Origin of the sequence: Streptomyces sp. G7(2002), from assembly GCF_028870195.1 — a bacterium.
Lineage (GTDB): Bacteria > Actinomycetota > Actinomycetes > Streptomycetales > Streptomycetaceae > Streptomyces > Streptomyces nigrescens.
Window position 1 is genome coordinate 1,543,261 of the sequence record NZ_CP102609.1, and the last position, 21,213, is coordinate 1,564,473.

Below are 21,213 nucleotides of genomic sequence, written 5' to 3' on the forward strand. Positions count from 1 at the left end.
GGTTCCGCCCCTTCGACCGGCACGAAAAATGTTCTGGAAGATCATGAGTTACCGAACTCCCGGTCAAAGACGTCCAGTAGTTCATCGGTGGAGGCGTCGCGGATATCGCTGTCCGTGTCGTCGCCGTATTCCGCCGCATCGCCGTCGCGGTACTGGCTCAGCGCACGCTCCAGCCGCTTGGTGATTTCCCTTCGGTCACCGCTCTCCGTGTGCAGCATCGAGAGACCGGCTTCCAGCTTTTCGATGGTGGCCAGCACCGTCGCGACCGGGTCGGGTTCATGCGCCACCACCTCGTCGAGGATGTGGCCCGCGAGCGCGGCGGAGGTCGGATAGTCGAAGATCAGGGTGGCCGGCAGCCGCAGACCGGTGGCGGTGTGCAACCGGTTGCGCAGTTCCACCGCGGTCAGCGAGTCGAAGCCCAGCTCGGTGAACTGCTGCTCCGCCTTCATCTTCGCGGTCTCCGCATGTCCGAGGACCGCGGCGACATGGGTGCGCACCAGATCGAGCACCATGCCGGACCGTTCGGCCGGCGGTACCGACCCCAGCCGCTCGCCCAGCGATACCTCCGCCACGGCCGGACCGGCTGCCGCCGCCCGCCGTGCGGGTGCCCGCACCACACCGCGCAGCACCGCGGGGATGTCCCCCGAGGCCGCCAGTTTCCGCGGGTCCAGGTCCATCGGGAGCACCACGGCCGGACCGGCCACGGTGGCCGCGTCGAGCAGTGCCACGCCCGCTTCGGAGGACAGCGGTACGAGCCCGCCGCTCCCGATGCGCCGCAGATCGGCCTCGCCGAGCTTTCCGGTCATCCCGCTGCTCTGCGCCCACAGGCCCCAGGGCAACGAGACCGCGGGGAGCCCCTCCGCCCTCCGGTGCGCGGCGAGCGCGTCCAGGAAGGTGTTGGCGGCGGCGTAGTTGCCCTGTCCCGGGGCGCCGAGGATGCCGGCGACCGAGGAGAACAGGACGAACGCGGACAGGTCGTGTTCCCGGGTGAGCTCGTGCAGGTTCCAGGCCGCGTCGATCTTGGGGCTCAGCACACGGTCCACCCGGTCGGGGGTCAGCGAGGTGATCACCCCGTCGTCCGTGACTCCGGCGGTGTGCACCACCGCGGTCAGCGGAGCCTCCTCAGGAATACCGGCCAGCACTCCGGCGAGGGCGTCCCGGTCGGCCGCATCGCAGGCGAGGATCTCCACCCGGGCACCGGCTTCGGTGAGTTGGGCCCGCAGTTCCCCGGCGCCCGCGGCCGTCGGGCCGCTGCGGCTGGTCAGCAGCAGGTTCCGTACGCCGTGTGCGGTCACCAGGTGCCGCGCGACCTCGGCGCCCAGTACACCGGTACCGCCGGTGATCAGCACGGTGCCCGCGGTGTTCCACACGGGCGCGCCGTCCTGCCCGGCCGGTTCGAGCGCCGAGAGGCGGGGCACCGAGAGGACTCCCCGGCGGATCGCGGCCTGCGGTTCACCGGCGGCGATCAGCGCGGGCAGCTTCGCCAGCGAGGCGTCCTCGTCGTCGAGGTCGGCCAGCACGATCCGGTCCGGATGCTCCGACTGCGCGGAACGGATGAGGCCCCAGACCGGCGTGGTCGCCAGGTCAGCCGGTGCCCGGTCGGGTGAGACCGCTCCCCGGGTGAGGACGACCAGCCGGGCGCCTTCGAGGCGTTCCTCGGCCAGCCAGGCCTGGACCGCGCCGAGGACACGGTGCACCGCCGCGCGGGCGGCGGCCGGCGTCGCGTCGGCCCCGGACACCGGCACCGATACCGGCAGCACCACCACGTCCGGTGCCGGGTCCTGGCCCGCGGCCTTCGCCGGCTCCGGGCAGGTGCTGACGTCCACACCCGCCCGCCGCAAGGGTTCGGCGATCTTCCCGGCGTCCGGGCCGACCACGGTCCAGCTACCGGATACGGGTTCGGCGGCTTCCTCGACGACGTTCCAGCCGAGTTCGTACAGCGATCCGCGCCGCGTGGTGGTGCCGAGCTGTTCGGCCGGCACCGGTCGGGTCACCAGAGAATCGATGGTGGCCACCGGCGCACCGGTCTCGTCGGCCACCAGGACCCGCACCCCGCCGTCCCCGGCCGGGGAGAGCCGCACCCGCAGTGCGGTCGCACCGACGGCGTGCAGCCGCACCCCGGTCCAGGCGAACGGCAGCCCCGATGCGGCGTCGTCGAGCAGTCCGACGGTCTGCAGCGCGGCATCGAGCAGGGCCGGGTGCAGCGCGAACTTCGCCGCCTCGGCGGCCGTGTCCTCAGGGAGGGCCACCTCGGCGAACACCTCGTCACCGCGTCGCCAGGCCGCACGCAGCCCCTGGAACGCCGGCCCGTACGCGAAGCCGACGGTGACCAGTTCCTCGTAGAACCCGTCCACCGGAATGCTCTCGGCATCCGCAGGCGGCCAGACGGTCTCGTCGAAGCGCACCGGTGTATCCGTGGCAGCGGTCAATGTGCCGCTGGCGTTGCGGGTCCACTCCTGGTCGGGCTCGTTCTCGTTCCGGGAGAGCACCGCGAGTTCGCGGCGGCCGTCCTCGGCCGACTCCTCGCCCACCGTCACACGAAGCTGCATTCCGCCGTGCGGCGGGAGAATCAGCGGGGCGTGCAGGGTGAGTTCGTCCAGGAGATCGCAGCCGACCTGGTCCCCCGCCTGGATGGCGAGTTCGACCAGCGCGGTTCCCGGCAGCAGGACGGTGTCCATGATGGCGTGATCGGCCAGCCAGGGGTGCGTGGTCAGGGAGAGCCGCCCGGTGAGGACCACGGCATCTGGCAGAGTGACCGCCGCACCGAGCAGCGGATGGTCCGCGGCGCCCAGCCCGATCGAGGACACATTTCCGCTCCCCGTGGTGGCCTGCAGCCAGTAGTTCTGCCGCTGGAAGGCGTAGGTGGGCAGCGCCACCCGACGCGCGCCCGGGAACAGCGGGACCCAGTCCACCGCGGCGCCACGGGCCCACAGCCCGCCCAGTGCGTCGATCAGCGCTCCGGGTTCGGGGCGGTCCTTGCGCAGGCTCGGCTGGAGGGTGACGGTCTCCGGCAGAGTGTCCTGCCCCATGGCGGAGAGCACACCGTCCGGGCCCAGTTCGAGGAAAGTGGTCACGCCGTCGTCGTACGCGGCCTGAATACCGTCGTGGAAACGGACGGCCTCACGGACATGCCGCACCCAGTACTCCGGGTCGCGGAGCTCGACGGGCTCGGCGAGACGACCGGTGACATTGGAGACCACCGGCAACTGCGCGTCGGAGTACGTGAGTTGCTCCAGGACCGTACGGAAGTCCGCCAGCATCGGCTCCATGAGGGGTGAGTGGAAGGCGTGGCTCACGCGAAGCCGCTTGACCTTGCGGCCCTCGGCCTCCAGGGCGGTGATGACCTCTTCCACTTCGGCCTCGGCGCCCGAGAGGACGACGGACTCGGGGCCGTTGACGGCAGCGATGCCGACCTGCTCCCGGCCTTCCAGCAGCGGTGTTACGTCGTCCTCGGAGGCGCGCACCGACACCATGACACCGCCGGCCGGCAGGGCCTGCATCAGCCGACCACGGGCCGCGACCAGCTTCGCCGCATCCGCCAGGGACCAGACACCCGCGAGATGAGCCGCCGTGACCTCACCGATGGAGTGGCCCAGCAGCACTGCGGGAGTCACACCATGGGACTCGACGAGACGGAAGAGGGAGACCTCCAGTGCGAACAGTGCCGCCTGGGCGTACTGCGTCTGATCGAGCAGGTCTCCCTCGCCCCAGACCACCTCGCCCAGCGGCCGCGGCAGCAGACCATCCAGCTCCGCACACACCTCATCCCAGGCCCGCGCAAACACCGGATAGGTCTCATACAACTCACGACCCATCCCCAGCCGCTGCGCACCCTGACCCGTGAACAGCACACCGACCCGGCCATCGCCGGCGAGCACTGTGGGGTGCTCACCCGCGGCCAGTCGTCCGGCCGCGCCCAGCAGGGCATCCCGGTCGGGTCCGGTGATCACCGCACGGTGCTCCAGAGCCGCTCGGGTGGTGGCCAGCGAGAACCCGATGTCGGCCGGGGCGAGTTCCGGGTGGTCGGCTGCAAAGTCCACCAGCCGCTCCGCCTGCGCGTACAGGGCGTCCTGCGTACGTGCGGAGAGCACCCAGGACAGCGCACCGGCCGTCCCGGTCTCGGGGGATTCGGCCTCGACGTTTTCGGCCTCGACGGTTTCGGTCGGGGCGGTCGGCGCGGGTTCGGTCTTGGCGGTTTGGGTCTTGGCGGGTTCGTCCACGGGAGCCTGCTCAAGGATGACGTGGGCGTTGGTGCCGCTGATCCCGAACGCGGAGATACCGGTCCGGCGCGGGCGGCCGGTCTCCGGCCACTTCCGTGTCTCGGTGAGCAGCTCCACCGCGCCCGCGGACCAGTCGACGTGCGGGGTGGGCTCGTCCACGTGCAGGGTCTTGGGCAGCAGCCCCTGCTGCAGCGCGAAGACCATCTTGATGATGCCGGCCGCACCGGCGGCGGCCTGGGTGTGACCGATGTTGGACTTGACCGCGCCGAGCAACAGTGGCTGGTCGGCGGGCCGGTTCTGCCCGTACGTGGCGAGCAGCGCCTGGGCTTCGATCGGGTCGCCCAGCGTCGTGCCGGTGCCGTGGGCCTCCACCGCGTCCACCTCGGACGGTTCGAGTCCGGCGTTGGCGAGTGCCTTCCGGATCACCCGCTGCTGCGAGGGCCCGTTGGGGGCGGTGAGACCGTTGGACGCACCGTCCTGGTTCACCGCCGAACCCCGCACCACCGCCAGGATCGGATGACCGTTGCGCCGGGCGTCCGACAGCCGCTCCACCAGCACCATGCCGGCGCCTTCGGCCCAGCCGGTGCCGTCCGCGGCGGCGGCGAACGGCTTGCAACGGCCGTCCGACGCGAGACCGCGCTGGCGGGAGAACTCCACGAAGTTGCCCGGGGTGGCCATGACGCAGACGCCGCCGGCCAGGGCCATCGAGCACTCCCCGGAGCGCAGCGCCTGGATCGCCAGGTGCAGTGCCACCAGTGACGAGGAGCAGGCCGTGTCCACGGTCACCGCGGGCCCTTCGAGGCCAAGTGAGTAGGAGATGCGGCCGGAGAGCACGCTGCCCGCGCCACCGGTGGTCAGGTAGCCCTCGATGTCCTCGGGTACGTTTCCGTCGGCGGGCGCATAGTCGTGGTAGTTGATCCCGGTGAACACCCCTGTCTGGCTACCGCTCAGGGCCAGCGGGTCGATGCCCGCGTGCTCGAACGTCTCCCAGGCGGCCTCCAGCAGGATCCGCTGCTGCGGGTCGGCAGCCAGGGCCTCCCTGGGGCTGATCCCGAAGAAGCCGGCATCGAACTCGCCCGCGTCGTAAAGGAATCCGCCCTGCTGGGTGATGCTCTTCCCGGTTTCGGCGGAATCGCTGCCGAACAGGTTGTCCAGGTCCCAGCCGCGGTTGACGGGGAAGCCGGAGATGGCGTCCCCACCGCTGGTCACGAGCTGCCACAGGTCGTCCGGGGATGCCACCCCGCCGGGGTAGCGGCAGGCCATGCCGACGATCACGACGGGGTCGTCGTCGACCGGCCGGGCCACCGGGACCGTGGCGACCGGTGCGGCCACTGTGCCCAGCAGTTCCTCGCGCACATAGCGGGCGAGGGATTCCGGGTTCGGGTAGTCGAAGATCAGCGTGGCCGGCAGGGTCAGCCCGGTGGCCGCGTTCAGCCGGTTCCGCAGTTCGACCGCGGTGAGCGAATCGAAGCCGAGTTCCTTGAAGGCCCGGGTGGTCCCCACGGCGTCGCCGCCGTCGTAGCCGAGTACGGCGGAGGCCTGTCGGCGGACCAGGTCCACCAAGGTCCGCTCGCGCTCCGCCTCGGTCATCGGGCGCAGTCGCTCGGCGAGGGTGTCGGCCGTTGCGCTGCCGGTGGCCACGGCACGGCGCCGGACCCGTACAAGGCTGCGCAGGAGCGACGGGACCTCTCCGGTGGCGGCGATGGTGTTCAGGTCGAGGTGTGCGGACAGCGCAACCGTCTGCCCCGTGGCCATGACCGCGTCGAACAGCGCGGTGCCTTCGGCCTGGCCGAGCGGGATGAGCCCGCCCCGGGCCATACGCCGCAGGTCGGTGTCGCTCAACTGCCCGGTCATGCCGCTGGCGTCCGCCCACAGCCCCCAGGCCAGGGAGGTACCCGGCTGTCCACTGAGGCGACGCTGCTGAGCAAGCGCATCCAGGAACGTGTTCGCCGCCGCATAACTGCCCTGTCCGGCGCTGCCGAGCACACCGGCAGCCGACGAGAAGAGGACGAACGCCGTCAGGTTCAGATCCTGGGTCAGCTCGTGCAGGTTCCAGGCCGCGTCGACCTTCGGCCGCAGAACGGTGTCGACACGTTCAGGGGTCAGCGACCCGATCACGCCGTCGTCCAGGACACCGGCCGTGTGCACCACACCGGTCAGCGGCATGTCGGCGGGGATGCCGGCCAGCAGCGCCGCCAATGCCTCCCGGTCAGCGGCGTCACAGGCCGCGATCTCAACCCGGGCACCCAGATCCGTCAGCTCGGACTGCAGCTCACGGGCGCCGTCAGCCTCCAGGCCGCGACGGCTGGTCAACACCAGGCTGCGGACGCCGTGTTCAGCGATCAGATGCCGGGCGAACAGCGCACCCAGCGTTCCCGTACCACCGGTGATCAATACCGTGCCCTCGGGGTCCCACACCGGCGCACTGACCGCATCCGACGACGCCGACCGCGCCAGCCTCGGCACGGAAACAACCCCGTCGCGCACCGCCAACTGCGGCTCACCCGAAGCAACCGCCGCGGCAATGGCCTCCACCGAGGTCTGACGCTCATCAAGGTCGAGGAGGATGAACTGGTCCGGGTTCTCGGTCTGCGCGGAACGCAGCAGGCCCCATACCGCGGCACCCACCGCGTCCAACGGCTCCCCCGCCACCGAAACCGCACCGCGAGTCGCCACTATCAGCTTCCAACGAGTGCAACGCTCATCGGCCAGCCAGGACTGAACCGTCTCCAGCACCCGGCCCACCACGGCACGCACCGCAGCCGGAACCTCCAGCGCACCATCCGCACCCTCCGCGCCAGGCACCGCAAGCACCACACACTCCGGCACCTCCACAAGCTCACCCAGCACGTCCGCAGTCGACGCGCCCAACGCCGCAGCCAACGCCACGTCATCGCCCAGCACCGCCCACGAACCCGCCACCGGCCCGGACCCGAGCGGCAACACCGACCACTCCACCCCGAAGAGCGAATCCCGGTGACTCGGGCCGGCAACAGCAACTTCCTCCTCGGAGACCGCAGTCCAGGTGATGGATTCGGCCGCGGCGACCACCTCGCCCTCGTGGTCGGCTGCGACGAGGGCGTAACCGTCCCCAACGCTTGAGAGCTTGACCCGCAGTGAGGTCGCGCCCTCGGCGAACAGCGTCACACCGGTCCACTGAGTGGCGAGTTTTGTCCCGTCCACGGCTTCCTGGTGGGTGACCGGGTGCAGCGCGGCGTCGAACAGAGCAGGGTGCAGACCAAATCGGCCCGCCTCGCCCTCGTTCTCCTCCGTCAGGGCAACCTCGGCGAACAGGTCCGTGCCGCGACGCCAGGCCGCCCGCACGTTCTCGAATACTGGGCCATGGGTGATACCTGCGGCGGCGAGATCGTCGTAGAGCCCATCCACCGTCAGGGTGTCGGCTCCCGCCGGGGGCCAGGCAGCTTCATCGAAAGCGACCGGTGCAGCTCCCGCTGCCAGTACACCGGTGGCGTGCCGGGTCCACGGCAGATCGGCTTCGGCGTCCTCATTGCGGGAGAACACCGCCAGCTCCCGGCGCCCGCCCGCATCGGACTCGCCGACGGTGACACGGAGCTGGATCCCACCGCCTTCCGGCAGAAGGGGCGGAACGAGGACGGTGAGTTCTTCCAGACGGTCGCAGCCGACCTGGTCCCCGGCCCGAATGGCCAGCTCGACCAGCGCCGAACTCGGCAGCACCACGGCGCCGAGTACGGAGTGATCGGCAAGCCAGGGGTGCGTGGCCAGCGACAGCCGCCCGGTGAACAGGTAGCCATCGGACTCGGGCAGGGCCACAGCGGCGCCCAGCAGCGGATGCTGAGAGTCCGCCTGGCCGAGGCCCGAGGCGTCACCGGCCGCGACCACCGTGGCGGGCCAGTAGCGCTTGTGCTGGAAGGCGTAGGTGGGCAGGTCGACCCGACGTCCGGCCGGCAGCAGGGTGCTCCAGTCCACCGGGACGCCGTGCGCCCAGAGTTGGCCGAGCGACTGCGCGAAACGGGACCAGCCACCCTCCTCACGACGCAGAGTTCCCGTCACCACGACGGGGCTGCCTCCCTTTTGCGCGGTGTCTTCGATTCCCGGCGTCAGGACGGGGTGCGCACTGCACTCCACGAATACGCCGTGCCCATCGGCCAGCAGCGCCTGAATCGCTTCCTCGAACCGCACCGTGTTACGGAGATTCTCGAACCAGTAGCCGGCGTCCAGCTCCTCGTCAGAGATGAGTGCGGCGTTCACTGCAGAGTAGAACGGAATCCGGCCTTCACCAGGGCTCACCTCGGCCAGGACGGTGGCGAGCTCCTCACGCAGCTCCTCGACCTGGTCACCGTGCGAGGCGTAATCCACCGGGATCTGCCGGGCCCGTACCTCCTGCTCAGCGCACTCCGCCAACAACTCCTGAAGTGCCTCAGGTTCACCTGAAACCACAGTCGACGACGGGCCGTTGATAGCAGCCACGGACAGCCGCTCGCCCCACTTGGCGATGCGATCCTGTACCGCCTCACGCGAGCCGGCAACCGACACCATGCCACCGCGCCCGGCGAGAACCCGTCCGATGGCCTGACTGCGCAGTGCCACCACCCGGGCACCATCACGCAGCGACAAAATCCCCGCCACGCAAGCCGCGGCAATCTCACCCTGAGAGTGACCCACCACAGCAGCAGGCACCACACCGCAGTCCTCCCAGACCGCAGCCAGCGAGACCATCACCGCCCACAACACAGGCTGAACCACATCAACCCGCGCCAGCATGTCCTCATCCGAATCCGACAGCACAGCCATCAGATCCCAGGACGCGAACTCCGACAGCGCCTCACCACACTCAGCCATCCGACCCGCGAACACCGGGGAATTGGCGAGCAGTTCATCCGCCATGCCCAGCCACTGCGAACCCTGACCAGGGAACACCAGCACCGCACCAGAAGCCGCCGTAGCCGCCACACTGCCGCGCACCACACCCGGCCCCTCCAGGCCACCGGCGAGACCACGCAAACCACTCAGCAACTGATCCTTCTCAGCACCGACCACCACAGCCCGGTGCTCCAACTCCGCCCGCGTGCTCAGCAGAGAGAACCCGACATCAGCCAGACCCAGCTCCGGGCGGTCTTCCACAAAGGACACCAACCGGCCCGCCTGAGCCGCCAACGCCTCCTCCGAACGCGCCGACAGCACCCACGGAACCACGACCCCAGCAGGCTCACCCTGAACCGACTCCGCCGGCGTCTCGTCAGGTGCCTGCTCCAGCACCACGTGGGCGTTCGTCCCGCTGATGCCGAACGACGACACACCCGCTCGGCGGGGACGGCCGGTGTCCGGCCACTCGCGCGCCTCGGCGAGCAGTTCGACCGCGCCGGAAGCCCAGTCCACATGCGGGGAGGGCTCGTCCACGTGCAGCGACTTGGGCAGGACGCCCCGCTGCATCGCAAGGATCATCTTCATCACGCCGGCGGCGCCGGCCGCGGCCTGGGTGTGCCCGATGTTGGACTTGATGGAGCCCAGCCACAGCGGCCGGTCCTCCGGGCGGTCCTGGCCATAGGTGGCCAGCAGCGCCTGGGCCTCGATCGGGTCACCGAGCCGCGTACCGGTGCCGTGCGCCTCCACCGCGTCCACCTCGGACGGGGACAGCCGTGCACCGGCGAGGGCCTGCCGGATCACCCGCTGCTGCGAGGGGCCGTTGGGGGCGGTCAGACCGTTGGACGCACCGTCCTGGTTCACCGCCGAGCCCCGGACGACCGCCAGGACACGATGGCCGTTGCGCCGGGCGTCCGAGAGGCGCTCCACGAGCAGCATGCCGACGCCCTCGCCCCAGCCCGTACCGTCCGCGGCCGCGGCGAACGGCTTGCAGCGGCCGTCCGCGGACAGGCCGCGCTGCCGGGAGAAGTCGATGAACGTATCCGGGGTGGCCATCACGGTCACCCCGCCGGCCAGAGCCAGCGAGCACTCCCCGGACCGCAGCGCCTGCACCGCGAAGTGCAGGGCCACCAAGGAGGAGGAGCAGGCCGTGTCCACGGTGACCGCGGGTCCTTCGAAGCCGAAGGAGTAGGCCAGCCGGCCGGACGTCACGCTGCCTGAGTTGCCGGTGCCCATGAAGCCTTCGACGCCCTCGCCCACGGACTGCAGCTGGTGGACGTAGTCGTGGTACATGAGCCCGGCGTACACGCCGGTCGGGGTGCCGCGCAGGGTGGTCGGGTCGATGCCCGCGCTCTCCAGGGCCTCCCAGGACGTTTCCAGCAGGAGGCGCTGCTGCGGGTCCATGGCCAGGGCCTCGTTCGGGCTGATCCCGAAGAAGGTGGGATCGAAGTCCGCGGCGCCGTCCAGGAAACCTCCCTCGCGTGTGTACGAGGTGCCCTGGTGGTCGGGGTCCGGGTGATACAGGGCGTCGAGGTTCCAGCCGCGGTCGCCGGGGAAGGCGGAGATGCCGTCCTGCCCGGATTCCAGCATGCGCCAGAGATCCTCGGGGCTGTGGACGTTCCCGGGGAGGTGGCAGGCCATACCGATGATGGCGATGGGTTCGTCCACCGTCGTGCCGGTGGCGACGCTGGTGACCGCCTGCTGATCCCGGTCCCCGACCAGCTCGTCGCGCAGATGGTCCAGCAGCGCTGCCGGGGTCGGGTAGTCGAACACCAAGGTGGCGGGAAGCCGGAGGCCGGTGGCCGAGTTGAGCCGGTTCCGCAGTTCGACCGCGGTCAGCGAGTCGAATCCGAGGTCCTTGAATACCTGGTCGATACGGACCGCACCGGAGTTCTCGTAGCCCAGTACGGCCGCCACCTGCGTGGTCACCAGGTCGAGCAGCAGCTCCTCGCGTTCCTCGACGGGCAGGCCGAGCAGGCGGTCGCCCAGCGAACCGGCCGAGGTGGCCTCGGCGGCGGTGCGACGTACGGGAGCCCGCACCACTCCGCGCAGGATCGCCGGCACCGCGCCGGAGGCGGCGAGCGCCCGCGCGTCCAGTCGGATCGGTACGACCACGGCCTCACCGGCGCCGACGGCCGCGTCGAACAGCGCGGTGCCGTCGGCCGCGGCGATCGGCAGGAACCCGTCCGCGGCCATCCGCCGCAGATGGGTGTCGTCGACCTGGCCGGTCATGCCGCTGGTGTCCGCCCACGGCCCCCAGGCCAGGGACACAGCCGTCAGCCCCGCAGCGTGGCGGTGCTGGGCGAGCGCGTCGAGGAAGGAGTTGGCCGCGGCGTAGTTGCCCTGTCCGGCGCTGCCGAGCACAGCGGCAGCGGACGAGAACAGGACGAACGCCGTCAGGTCCAGGTCCTGGGTCAGCTCATGCAGATTCCAGGCCGCATCCACCTTCGGCCGCAGAACGGCATGGACGCGCTCCGGGGTCAGCGACCCGATCACGCCGTCGTCCAAGACACCTGCCGTGTGCACCACGCCGGTCAGCGGCGCCTCCGCCGGGATGCCGGCCAGCACCTCGCCGAGCGCCTCCCGGTCAGCCGCGTCACACACCACGACCTCGACCCGGGCACCCAGCTCGGACAGTTCGGACTGCAACTCCCTGGCGCCGTCAGCCTCCAGCCCGCGACGGCTGGTCAACACCAGGCTGCGAACGCCGTGTTCGGCCACCAGGTGCCGGGCGAACAGGGCACCCAGGTTCCCGGTGCCACCGGTGATCAGCACCGTGCCCTCGGTGTCCCACACCGGCGCACCGTCCGCCCCGGACGACACGGTCCGCGCCAGCCGCGGCACGGAGACAACCCCGTCCCGGACCGCCAACTGCGGCTCACCCGAGGCCACGCCCGCACGGACGGCCTCCAGCGAACCCGCCGCACCGTCCACATCGACCAGAACGAACCGGCCCGGATTCTCCGACTGCGCCGACCGCACCAGCCCCCACACGGCGGCCGACGCCACATCGACCGGCTCGCCGGCCACCGAGACAGCGCCCCGGGTCACCACCACCAGCGTCGAACCGTCGGACCGCTCATCCGCCAACCACTGCTGCACCCGCTGCAACACCCCGGTCGTGGCCCCGCGCACCGAGCCCGGAACCCCCGCGCTCGCGCCCGTCTCCACTTCCGGGGACCAAGCCACATGACCGGGCACAACCTCCGCAGCCGGATCCAGGACCCCCACACCCAGACCAGCCGCCAGCACCACATCCTCGTCGGCCACCGCCCACGAGCCGTCAACGTCCCCCGCGGGCAAGGCGACCTGCGCCCACTCCACGCCGAACAACGCATCCTGGTGTGTGCCACCAGCACGCACGAGCTGCCCGGCGGCGGGCACCGGCCGGGTGGTCAGGGAGTCGATGGTGGCCACCGGGGCGCCGGTGTCATCGGCCGCCAGGATCCGTATCCCACCGTCACCCGTCGGCGTCAGCCTGGCGCGCAAGGAGGCCGCGCCAACGGCGTGCAGACGCACTCCTGCCCAGGCGAACGGCAGACCGGGACCGTCCGTGCCGAGTTCCTCGCTCAGGCCGAAGGTCTGCAGTACGGCATCGAGCAGGGCCGGGTGCAGCCCGAACTCCGCCGCCTCCTCGGCCGCGTCCTCAGGCAGCGCGACCTCGACGAACACCTCCCCGCCGCGTCGCCAGGCAGCCCGTACCCCTTGGAACACCGGGCCGTAGCCGAATCCGGCGGCGACGAGTTCCGCGTAGAAGCCGTCCACGGAGACGGTCTCGGCTCCGGCCGGAGGCCAGGACGCTTCACCGAGGTCAGGAACCGGGGCGGCACCCGCAGTGGTCAGCGTCCCCAGCGCGTGCTGGGTCCACGGCTCCTCGCTGTCCTCGCCACGGGAGAACATGGCCAGCTCACGTCGGCCGTGAGCGTCCGGGCCACCCACGGTGATCTGGATCTGGATCCCGCCGTGCGACGGGATGATCATGGGCGCCTGAAGGGTCAGTTCCTCCAGCAGATCGCAACCGACCTGGTCCCCGGCCCGGATGGCGAGCTCGACCAGCGCGGTTCCGGGCACCAGGACGGTGTCCATGACGGCGTGGTCGGCCAGCCAGGGGTGGGTGGCCAGAGACAGCCGGCCGGTGAAGAGGAAACCGTCGGACCCGGGCAGCGGCACCGCGGCACTCAGCAGCGGGTGGTCCGCCGCCCCCAGACCGGCGGAGGTCATATCGCCCGCGACCACGCCGCCGCGGTCCAGCCAGTACCGCTGCCGCTGGAACGCGTAGGTGGGCAGCGCCACCCGACGGGCGCCGGGGAAGAACGTCGCCCAGTCCACCACGACACCCCGGGCGTAGACGGCGCCCAGCGCCTGGAGAACTGCTTCCGGCTCGGACCGGTTCTTGCGCAGGCTCGGCTGCAGGGTGGCGGTCTCCGGCAGAGTGTCCTGACCCATAGCGGACAGCACGCCGTCGGGGCCGAGTTCAAGGAAGGTGGTCACGCCGTCGGCGTGCGCGGCCTGAATACCGTCGTGGAAACGGACGGCCTCGCGGACGTGGCGTACCCAGTACTCCGGGTCGCGGAGCTCAGCGGGCTCGGCGAGACGACCGGTGACATTGGAGACCACCGGCAACTGAGCCTCGGAGTACGTGAGTTGCTCCAGGACCGTACGGAAGTCCGCCAGCATCGGCTCCATGAGCGGCGAGTGGAAGGCGTGGCTCACGCGGAGCCGCTTGACCTTGCGGCCCTCGGCCTCCAGAGCGGCGATGACCGTCTCCACCTCGGCCTCGGCACCCGAAAGCACGACGGACTCGGGGCCGTTGACAGCAGCGATCCCGACCCGCTCCCGGCCCTCCAGCAGCGGTACGACCTCGCCCTCCGACGCCCGCACCGACACCATGACGCCACCGGACGGCAGCGCCTGCATCAGCCGCCCACGCGCCGCGACCAGCTTCGCCGCATCCGCCAGGGACCAGACGCCGGCCACGTAGGCAGCCGTCACCTCACCAATCGAGTGCCCCAGCAACACATCCGGCGTCACACCATGGGACTCGACGAGACGGAAGAGGGCGACCTCCAGTGCGAACAGCGCCGACTGGGCGTACTGCGTCTGGTCGAGAAGCCCCTCCTGCCCATCGTCGGCTGCCGCCCAGACCACCTCACTCAGCGGCCGCGGCAGCAGACCATCCAGCTCCGCACACACCTCATCCCAGGCCCGAGCAAACACCGGATAGGTCTCATACAACTCACGACCCATCCCCAGCCGCTGCGCACCCTGACCCGTGAACAACACACCGACCCGGCCCTCACCAGCCACCGGACCAGCCACAGGCCCAGTCACCGCAGACAGATTCCCCAGAGCCGCAAGCAGCGACTCCCGGTCCGCACCCGAGACCACGGCACGGTATTCCAGCCCCGCACGACTCGTCGCAAGAGAAAACCCGACGTCAGCCAGCCCCAGCTCCGCACGCCCCGACGCCCACGCCGCAAGCCGCTCCGCCTGACCCACCAACGCCTGCGGAGAACGAGCAGAAAGCACCCACGGCACCGGCCCCGCCACCACCGCAGCAACCGACTCCGCCGGCTCCACCTCAGGCGCCTGCTCCAACACCACATGCGCATTCGTCCCGCTGATGCCGAACGACGACACACCCGCCCGACGGGGACGGCCGGTGTCCGGCCACTCCTGTGCTTCCGCGAGCAGCTCGACAGCGCCCGCGGACCAGTCGACATGCGGGGTGGGCTCGTCCACGTGCAGGGTCTTGGGCAGGACCCCCTGTCGCATGGCGAGGATCATCTTCATCACGCCCGCGACACCGGCCGCGGCCTGGGTGTGTCCGAGGTTGGACTTGATCGCACCGAGCCACAGTGGCTGGCCGGCGGGCCGGTTCTGTCCGTACGTGGCGAGCAGCGCCTGGGCCTCGATCGGGTCGCCCAGCCGCGTACCGGTGCCGTGCGCCTCCACCGCGTCCACCTCGGACGGGGACAGCCCCGCACCCGCCAGCGCCTGTCGGATCACCCGCTGCTGCGAGGGTCCGTTCGGCGCGGTCAGACCGTTGGACGCACCGTCCTGGTTCACCGCCGAACCCCGCACCACCGCCAGGACCGTATGGCCGTTACGGCGGGCATCGGAGAGCCGCTCCACGAGCAGCATGCCGACGCCCTCGCCCCAGCCGGTACCGTCCGCGGCCGCGGCGAACGGCTTGCAGCGGCCGTCCGCCGCGAGACCGCGCTGCCGGGAGAAGTCGACGAAGGTGTCGGGAGTGGACATCACCGAGACACCGCCGGCCAGGGCCATCGAGCACTCCCCGGACCGCAGCGCCTGCATCGCCCAGTGCAATGCCACCAGCGAGGCCGAGCACGCCGTGTCCACGGTGACCGCGGGACCCTCGAAGCCGAACACGTACGAGACCCGGCCCGACACCACACTGGCCGAGGTTCCGGTGATCAGGTAGCCGTCCGCGTTGTCCGCACCCTTGGCGAGGACCGTGCCGTAGTCCTGGCCGTTGGTGCCGACAAAGACTCCGGCGTCGCTGCCGCGCAGGGTGGTCGGGTCGATGCCCGCGTTCTCCAGGGTCTCCCAGGAGGTCTCCAGCAGGAGCCGCTGCTGCGGATCCATCGCGGTCGCCTCACGCGGCGAGACCCCGAAGAAGCCGGCGTCGAATTCCCCGGCGCTGCCGAGGAAGCCGCCCTCGCGCACATACGAGGTGCCCTTGTGCTCCGGGTCCGGGTGATACAGCCGCTCCACGTCCCAGCCACGGTCGGCAGGGAAGTCACCGATCGCATCGCCGCCACGTGCCAGCAGGTCCCACAGCGCCTCGGGGCTGTCGATCCCGCCGGGGAACCGGCAGGCCATTCCGACGATGGCGATGGGCTCGTCGTCCACGGCCGCCGTGGGCCGTACCGCGGGGAGGGCGGTCTGCCCTCCGAGCAGTTCCTCCCGGAGATGGCGCACCATCGCGCCCGGGGTGGGGTAGTCGAAGATCAGCGTGGCCGGAAGCCGCAGACCGGTGGCGTTGTCCATCCGGTTGCGCAGTTCCACCGCGGTGAGTGAATCGAACCCGAGGTCCTTGAACGCCCGGGACGCGTCGAGCCCACTGCTGCCGGAGTAGCCCAGCACCAGGGCTACCTGGGCGGTGACGAGGTCCAGCAGAGCACGGTCCTGATCTGCCTTCGTCAGCCCGGCGAGACGGTCCCGCAAGGTGTGACCGGCACCGCCGCCGGCCGCGGCGGTGCGCCGCCTCATCGGTACGAGGCCGTGCAGGATCGCCGGCACCGAGGGCGCGGCGGCAAGCGCCCGGAAGTCGAGGTGGATCGGTACGGCCAGCGACGGTTCCGCGCCGACCGCCGCGTCGAACAGGGCCACGCCGTCGGCCGTGGAGACCGGCAGCACACCGTCGGCCGCCATACGCCGCAGGTCGGTGTCGCTCAGCTGCCCGGTCATGCCGCTGGCGTCCGCCCACAGGCCCCAGGCCAGGGAGGTACCCGGCAGCCCCGCAGCACGGCGGTGCTGAGCGAGCGCGTCGAGGAAGGAGTTGGCCGCGGCGTAGTTGCCCTGTCCCGCGCTGCCGAGCACAGCAGCAGCCGACGAGAACAGGACGAACGCCGTCAGGTCCAGGTCCTGGGTCAGCTCATGCAGGTTCCAGGCCGCGTCGACCTTCGGCCGCAGAACGGTGTCGAGGCGCTCGGGGGTCAGCGACCCGATCACGCCGTCGTCCAGGACACCGGCCGTGTGCACCACGCCGGTCAGCGGCATGTCGGTCGGGATGCCGGCCAGCAGCGCCGCCAGTGCCTCTCGGTCAGCGGCGTCGCAGGCGACCACATCTACCCGGGCACCCAGCTCGGTCAGCTCGGACTGCAGCTCACGGGCGCCGTCAGCCTCCAGGCCGCGACGGCTGGTCAACACCAGGCTGCGGACCCCGTGTTCAGCGATCAGATGCCGGGCGAACAGCGCACCCAGCGTTCCCGTACCACCGGTGATCAGCACCGTGCCGTCGGTGTCCCACACCGGCGCACGCTCGGCCTCGGACGGAACAGCCCGAACCAGCCGCGGCACGGAAACAGCCCCGTCCCGGACCGCCAACTGCGGCTCACCCGAAGCAACCGCCGCGGCAATGGCCTCCACCGAGGTCTGACGCTCATCAAGGTCGAGGAGTACGAACTGGTCCGGGTTCTCGGTCTGTGCGGAGCGCAGCAGACCCCATACCGCGGCACCCACCGCGTCCAGCGGCTCCCCCGCCACCGAAACGGCACCGCGAGTCGCCACTATCAGCTTCGAACGAGTGCAACGCTCATCGGCCAGCCAGGACTGGACGCTCTCCAGCACCCGGCCCACCACGGCACGCACCGCCGCCGGCACGTCCAGCGCACCCTCCGCGCCATCCGAGCCATCCGCACCCTCCGCGCCAGGCACCGCAAGCACCACACACTCCGGCACCTCCACCAGCTCACTCAGCACGTCCGCAGTCGACGCACCCAACGCCACGTCATCGCCCAGCACCGCCCACGAACCCGCCACCGGACCAGACCCGAGCGGCAACACCGACCACTCCACCCCGAAGAGCGAATCCCGGTGTCGCACATCGGTGTGCGCGAACTGCTCGGCGGAGACCGCCTCCCATGCCACCGCGTCCGCCGAGGCCACCAGGCCGCCGGCCTCGTCCGTCGCGGTCAGCGCATAGCCGGCACCGGCCTTGGTCAGCCGCACCCGCAACGACACCGCGCCGACCGCATGCAGCCGCACCCCGGACCAGGAAACCGGCAACCGCAGCTCGCCGGTCACCGGCTGCAGGGCAGCGTCCAGCAATCCCGGATGCAACCCGAACTCGCCCGCCTGATCGGCTGTTTCTTCGGGAAGCGCAACCTCGGCGAAGACTTCATCGCCACGACGCCACATCGCGCGCACGCCGCCGAACACCGGCCCGTGCCCGAAGCCGGCCGCCGCCAGCTCCCCGTAGAGCCCCTCCACGGAGACGGCCTCCGCGTCGGCCGGTGGCCATACCGGCGCGTCGAAGCTTCCGGCGGGTGAACCGGCGGCCAGCACTCCGTCGGCATGCCGGGTCCAGGCCTCGTCCACCGCTTCCTCATCGCGGGCGAACACCGCAACCTCACGGCGACCGTCCACTCCGGACTGGCCGAGCGCGACCCGGAGCTGCACTCCGCCGCGTTCGGGCAGGATCAGCGGCGCCCGTACGGTGAGTTCCTCCAGCAGGTCGCAGCCGACCTGGTCCCCGGCCCGGATGGCGAGTTCGACCAGGGCCGAGCCCGGCAGCACGGCGGCGCCGAGTACGGCGTGGTCGGCCAGCCAGGGGTGGGTGGCCAGGGACAGCCGGCCGGTGAAGAGGAAGCCGTCCGAATCCGGCAGGGCGACGGCGGCGCTGAGCAGCGGGTGATCCGCGGGGCCCAGACCGGCAGAGGTCATATCGCCGGTGCCCACGCCGCTGCGGTCCAGCCAGTACCGCTGGCGCTGGAAGGCATAGGTCGGCAGCGCCACCCGCCGCGCGCCGGGGAAGAACGTCGCCCAGTCCACCACGACGCCCCGGGCATAGGCAGCGCCCAGCGCCTGGAGGACGGACTCCGGCTCGGACCGGTCCTTGCGCAGACCGGGAAGGAAGGCCGCGGGGGTGCCCTCGACCTCACGAAGGCAGTCCTGTCCCATGGCGGAGAGCACGCCGTCCGGGCCCAGTTCGAGGAAGGTGGTCACGCCGTCGGCGTACGCGGCCTGGATACCGTCATGGAAACGGACGGCCTCGCGGACATGCCGCACCCAGTACTCCGGGTCGCGGAGCTCAGCGGGCTCGGCTAGACGGCCGGACACATTCGACACCACCGGCAAGTGGGCGTCGGCGAAGGTGAGTTGCTCCACGACCGCACGGAAGTCCGCCAGCATCGGCTCCATGAGCGGCGAGTGGAAGGCGTGGCTCACGCGGAGCCGCTTGACCTTGCGGCCCTCGGCCTCCAGGGCAGCAACGACCTGCTCGACCTCGACCTCGGCGCCCGAGAGCACGACGGACTCGGGACCGTTGACTGCAGCGATCCCGACCTGCTCCCGGCCCTCCAGCAGCGGTGCGACCTCGTCCTCCGACGCCCGCACCGACACCATCACACCGCCGGCCGGCAGCGCCTGCATCAACCGCCCACGCGCCGCGACCAGCTTCGCCGCATCCGCCAGCGACCACACACCCGCCAGATAGGCAGCCGTCACCTCACCAATCGAGTGACCCAGCAGCACATCCGGCGTCACACCATGGGACTCGACGAGACGGTAAAGCGCGACCTCCAGTGCGAACAGTGCCGCCTGGGCGTACTGCGTCTGGTCGAGCAGGTCTCCCTCTCCCCACACCACCTCTGCCAAGGGCACGGGCAGCAGACCATCCAGCTCCGCACACACCTCATCCCAGGCCCGCGCAAACACCGGATAGGTCTCATACAGCTCCCGGCCCATCCCCAGCCGCTGCGCACCCTGACCGGTGAACAACACACCGACCCGGCCCTCACCAGCCACCGGACCAGCCACAGGACCAGTCACCGCAGACAGATTCCCCAGAGCCGCAAGCAGCGACTCCCGGTCCGCACCCGAGACCACGGCACGGTATTCCAGCCCCGCACGACTGGTCGCAAGAGAAAACCCGACGTCAGCAAGCCCCAGCTCCGCACGCCCCGACGCCCACGCCGCAAGACGCTCCGCCTGACCCACCAACGCCTGCGGAGAACGAGCAGACAGCACCCACGGCACCGGCCCCGCCACCACCGCAGCAACCGACTCCGCCCGCTCCACCTCAGGCGCCTGCTCCAACACCACATGCGCGTTCGTCCCACTGATGCCGAACGACGACACACCCGCCCGACGGGGCTGATCGCTCTCGGGCCATTGCCTGGCCTCCGTCAGCAGCTCCACCGCGCCCGCGGACCAGTCCACATGTGACGACGGCTCGTCGATGTGCAGGCTCTTGGGCAGCACACCGTTCCGAAGCGCCATGACCATCTTGATGACACCGGCCGCACCGGCCGCGGCCTGGCTGTGTCCGATATTGGACTTGACCGTACCCAGCCACAGGGGCCGGTCTTCCGGGCGGTCCTGGCCATACGTGGCGAGCAGCGCCTGGGCCTCGATGGGGTCGCCGAGCGTCGTACCGGTGCCGTGCGCCTCCACCGCGTCCACCTGGCCGGCGGTCACGCCTGCGTTGGCGAGCGCCTGGTCGATGACGCGCTGCTGCGAGGGGCCGTTCGGCGCGGTCATGCCGTTGGACGCACCGTCCTGGTTCACCGCCGAACCCCGCACCACCGCAAGGATCGGATGACCGTTGCGCTCGGCGTCCGAGAGCCGCTCCACCAGCAGAATGCCGGCGCCTTCGGAGAGCACCGTGCCATCGGCACCCGTTCCGAATGCCCTGACCTCACCGCTGCGCGCCAGGTTCTGCTGCCGGCTGAAGTCGACGAAGGTGACCGGGGTGGACATCACGGTGACCCCGCCGGCCAGCGCCATCGAGCATTCGCCGGACCGCAGCGCCTGGATCGCGAGGTGGAGGGCGACCAGCGAGGAGGAACAGGCGGTGTCCACCGATACGGCCGGACCTTCAAGTCCGAACAGATAGGCAACCCGGCCGGAGAAAATGCTGCCGTCGGAACCGCTACCGAGAAAGGCAGCCACTTCCTCCGACGCGCCGGAAACCCCGGTGCCGTAGTCGTGGTACATGACTCCGGCGAAGACCCCGGTTTTGCTCCCCTTCAGCGAGAGGGGGTCGATCCCGGCGCGTTCGATGGCTTCCCAGGACACCTCCAGCATCAGCCGCTGCTGCGGGTCCATGGCCAGCGCTTCGCGCGGGGAGATTCCGAAGAATGCCGGATCGAACTCCGCGGCCTCGTGCAGGAATCCGCCCTGGCGGACGTAAGAGGTACCGCGGTTCCCGGGGTCCGGGTTGTAGAGCGAATCGATATCCCAGCCACGGTCGGCGGGGAAGTCGGTGATGCCGTTCTCGCCCTGGGAGACCAGGTCCCAGAGATCCTCCGGCGACGACACCCCGCCCGGGTACCGGCAGGCCATTCCGACGATCGCGATCGGCTCGGATTCGAGCTCCCAGACGCGACGGCGGCTCTCTCGCAGGTCGATCGCCGCCTGCTTCAGATACTCGACAAGCTTCTCGTTGTTCGTCACCTGCACC

At 70.7% G+C, this 21,213-nt stretch carries 1 protein-coding gene; it reads right to left on the bottom strand.

Going from position 1 to position 21,213, the window contains the following annotated elements:
- Nucleotides 1–41: 41 nt before the first annotated feature.
- The gene (locus tag NUT86_RS05975) at nucleotides 42–21,206 is read right to left on the bottom strand and encodes a type I polyketide synthase (protein ID WP_342456226.1); all 21,165 of its coding nucleotides are present in this window, start codon (nucleotides 21,204–21,206) and stop codon (nucleotides 42–44) included.
- Nucleotides 21,207–21,213 lie beyond the last annotated feature (7 nt).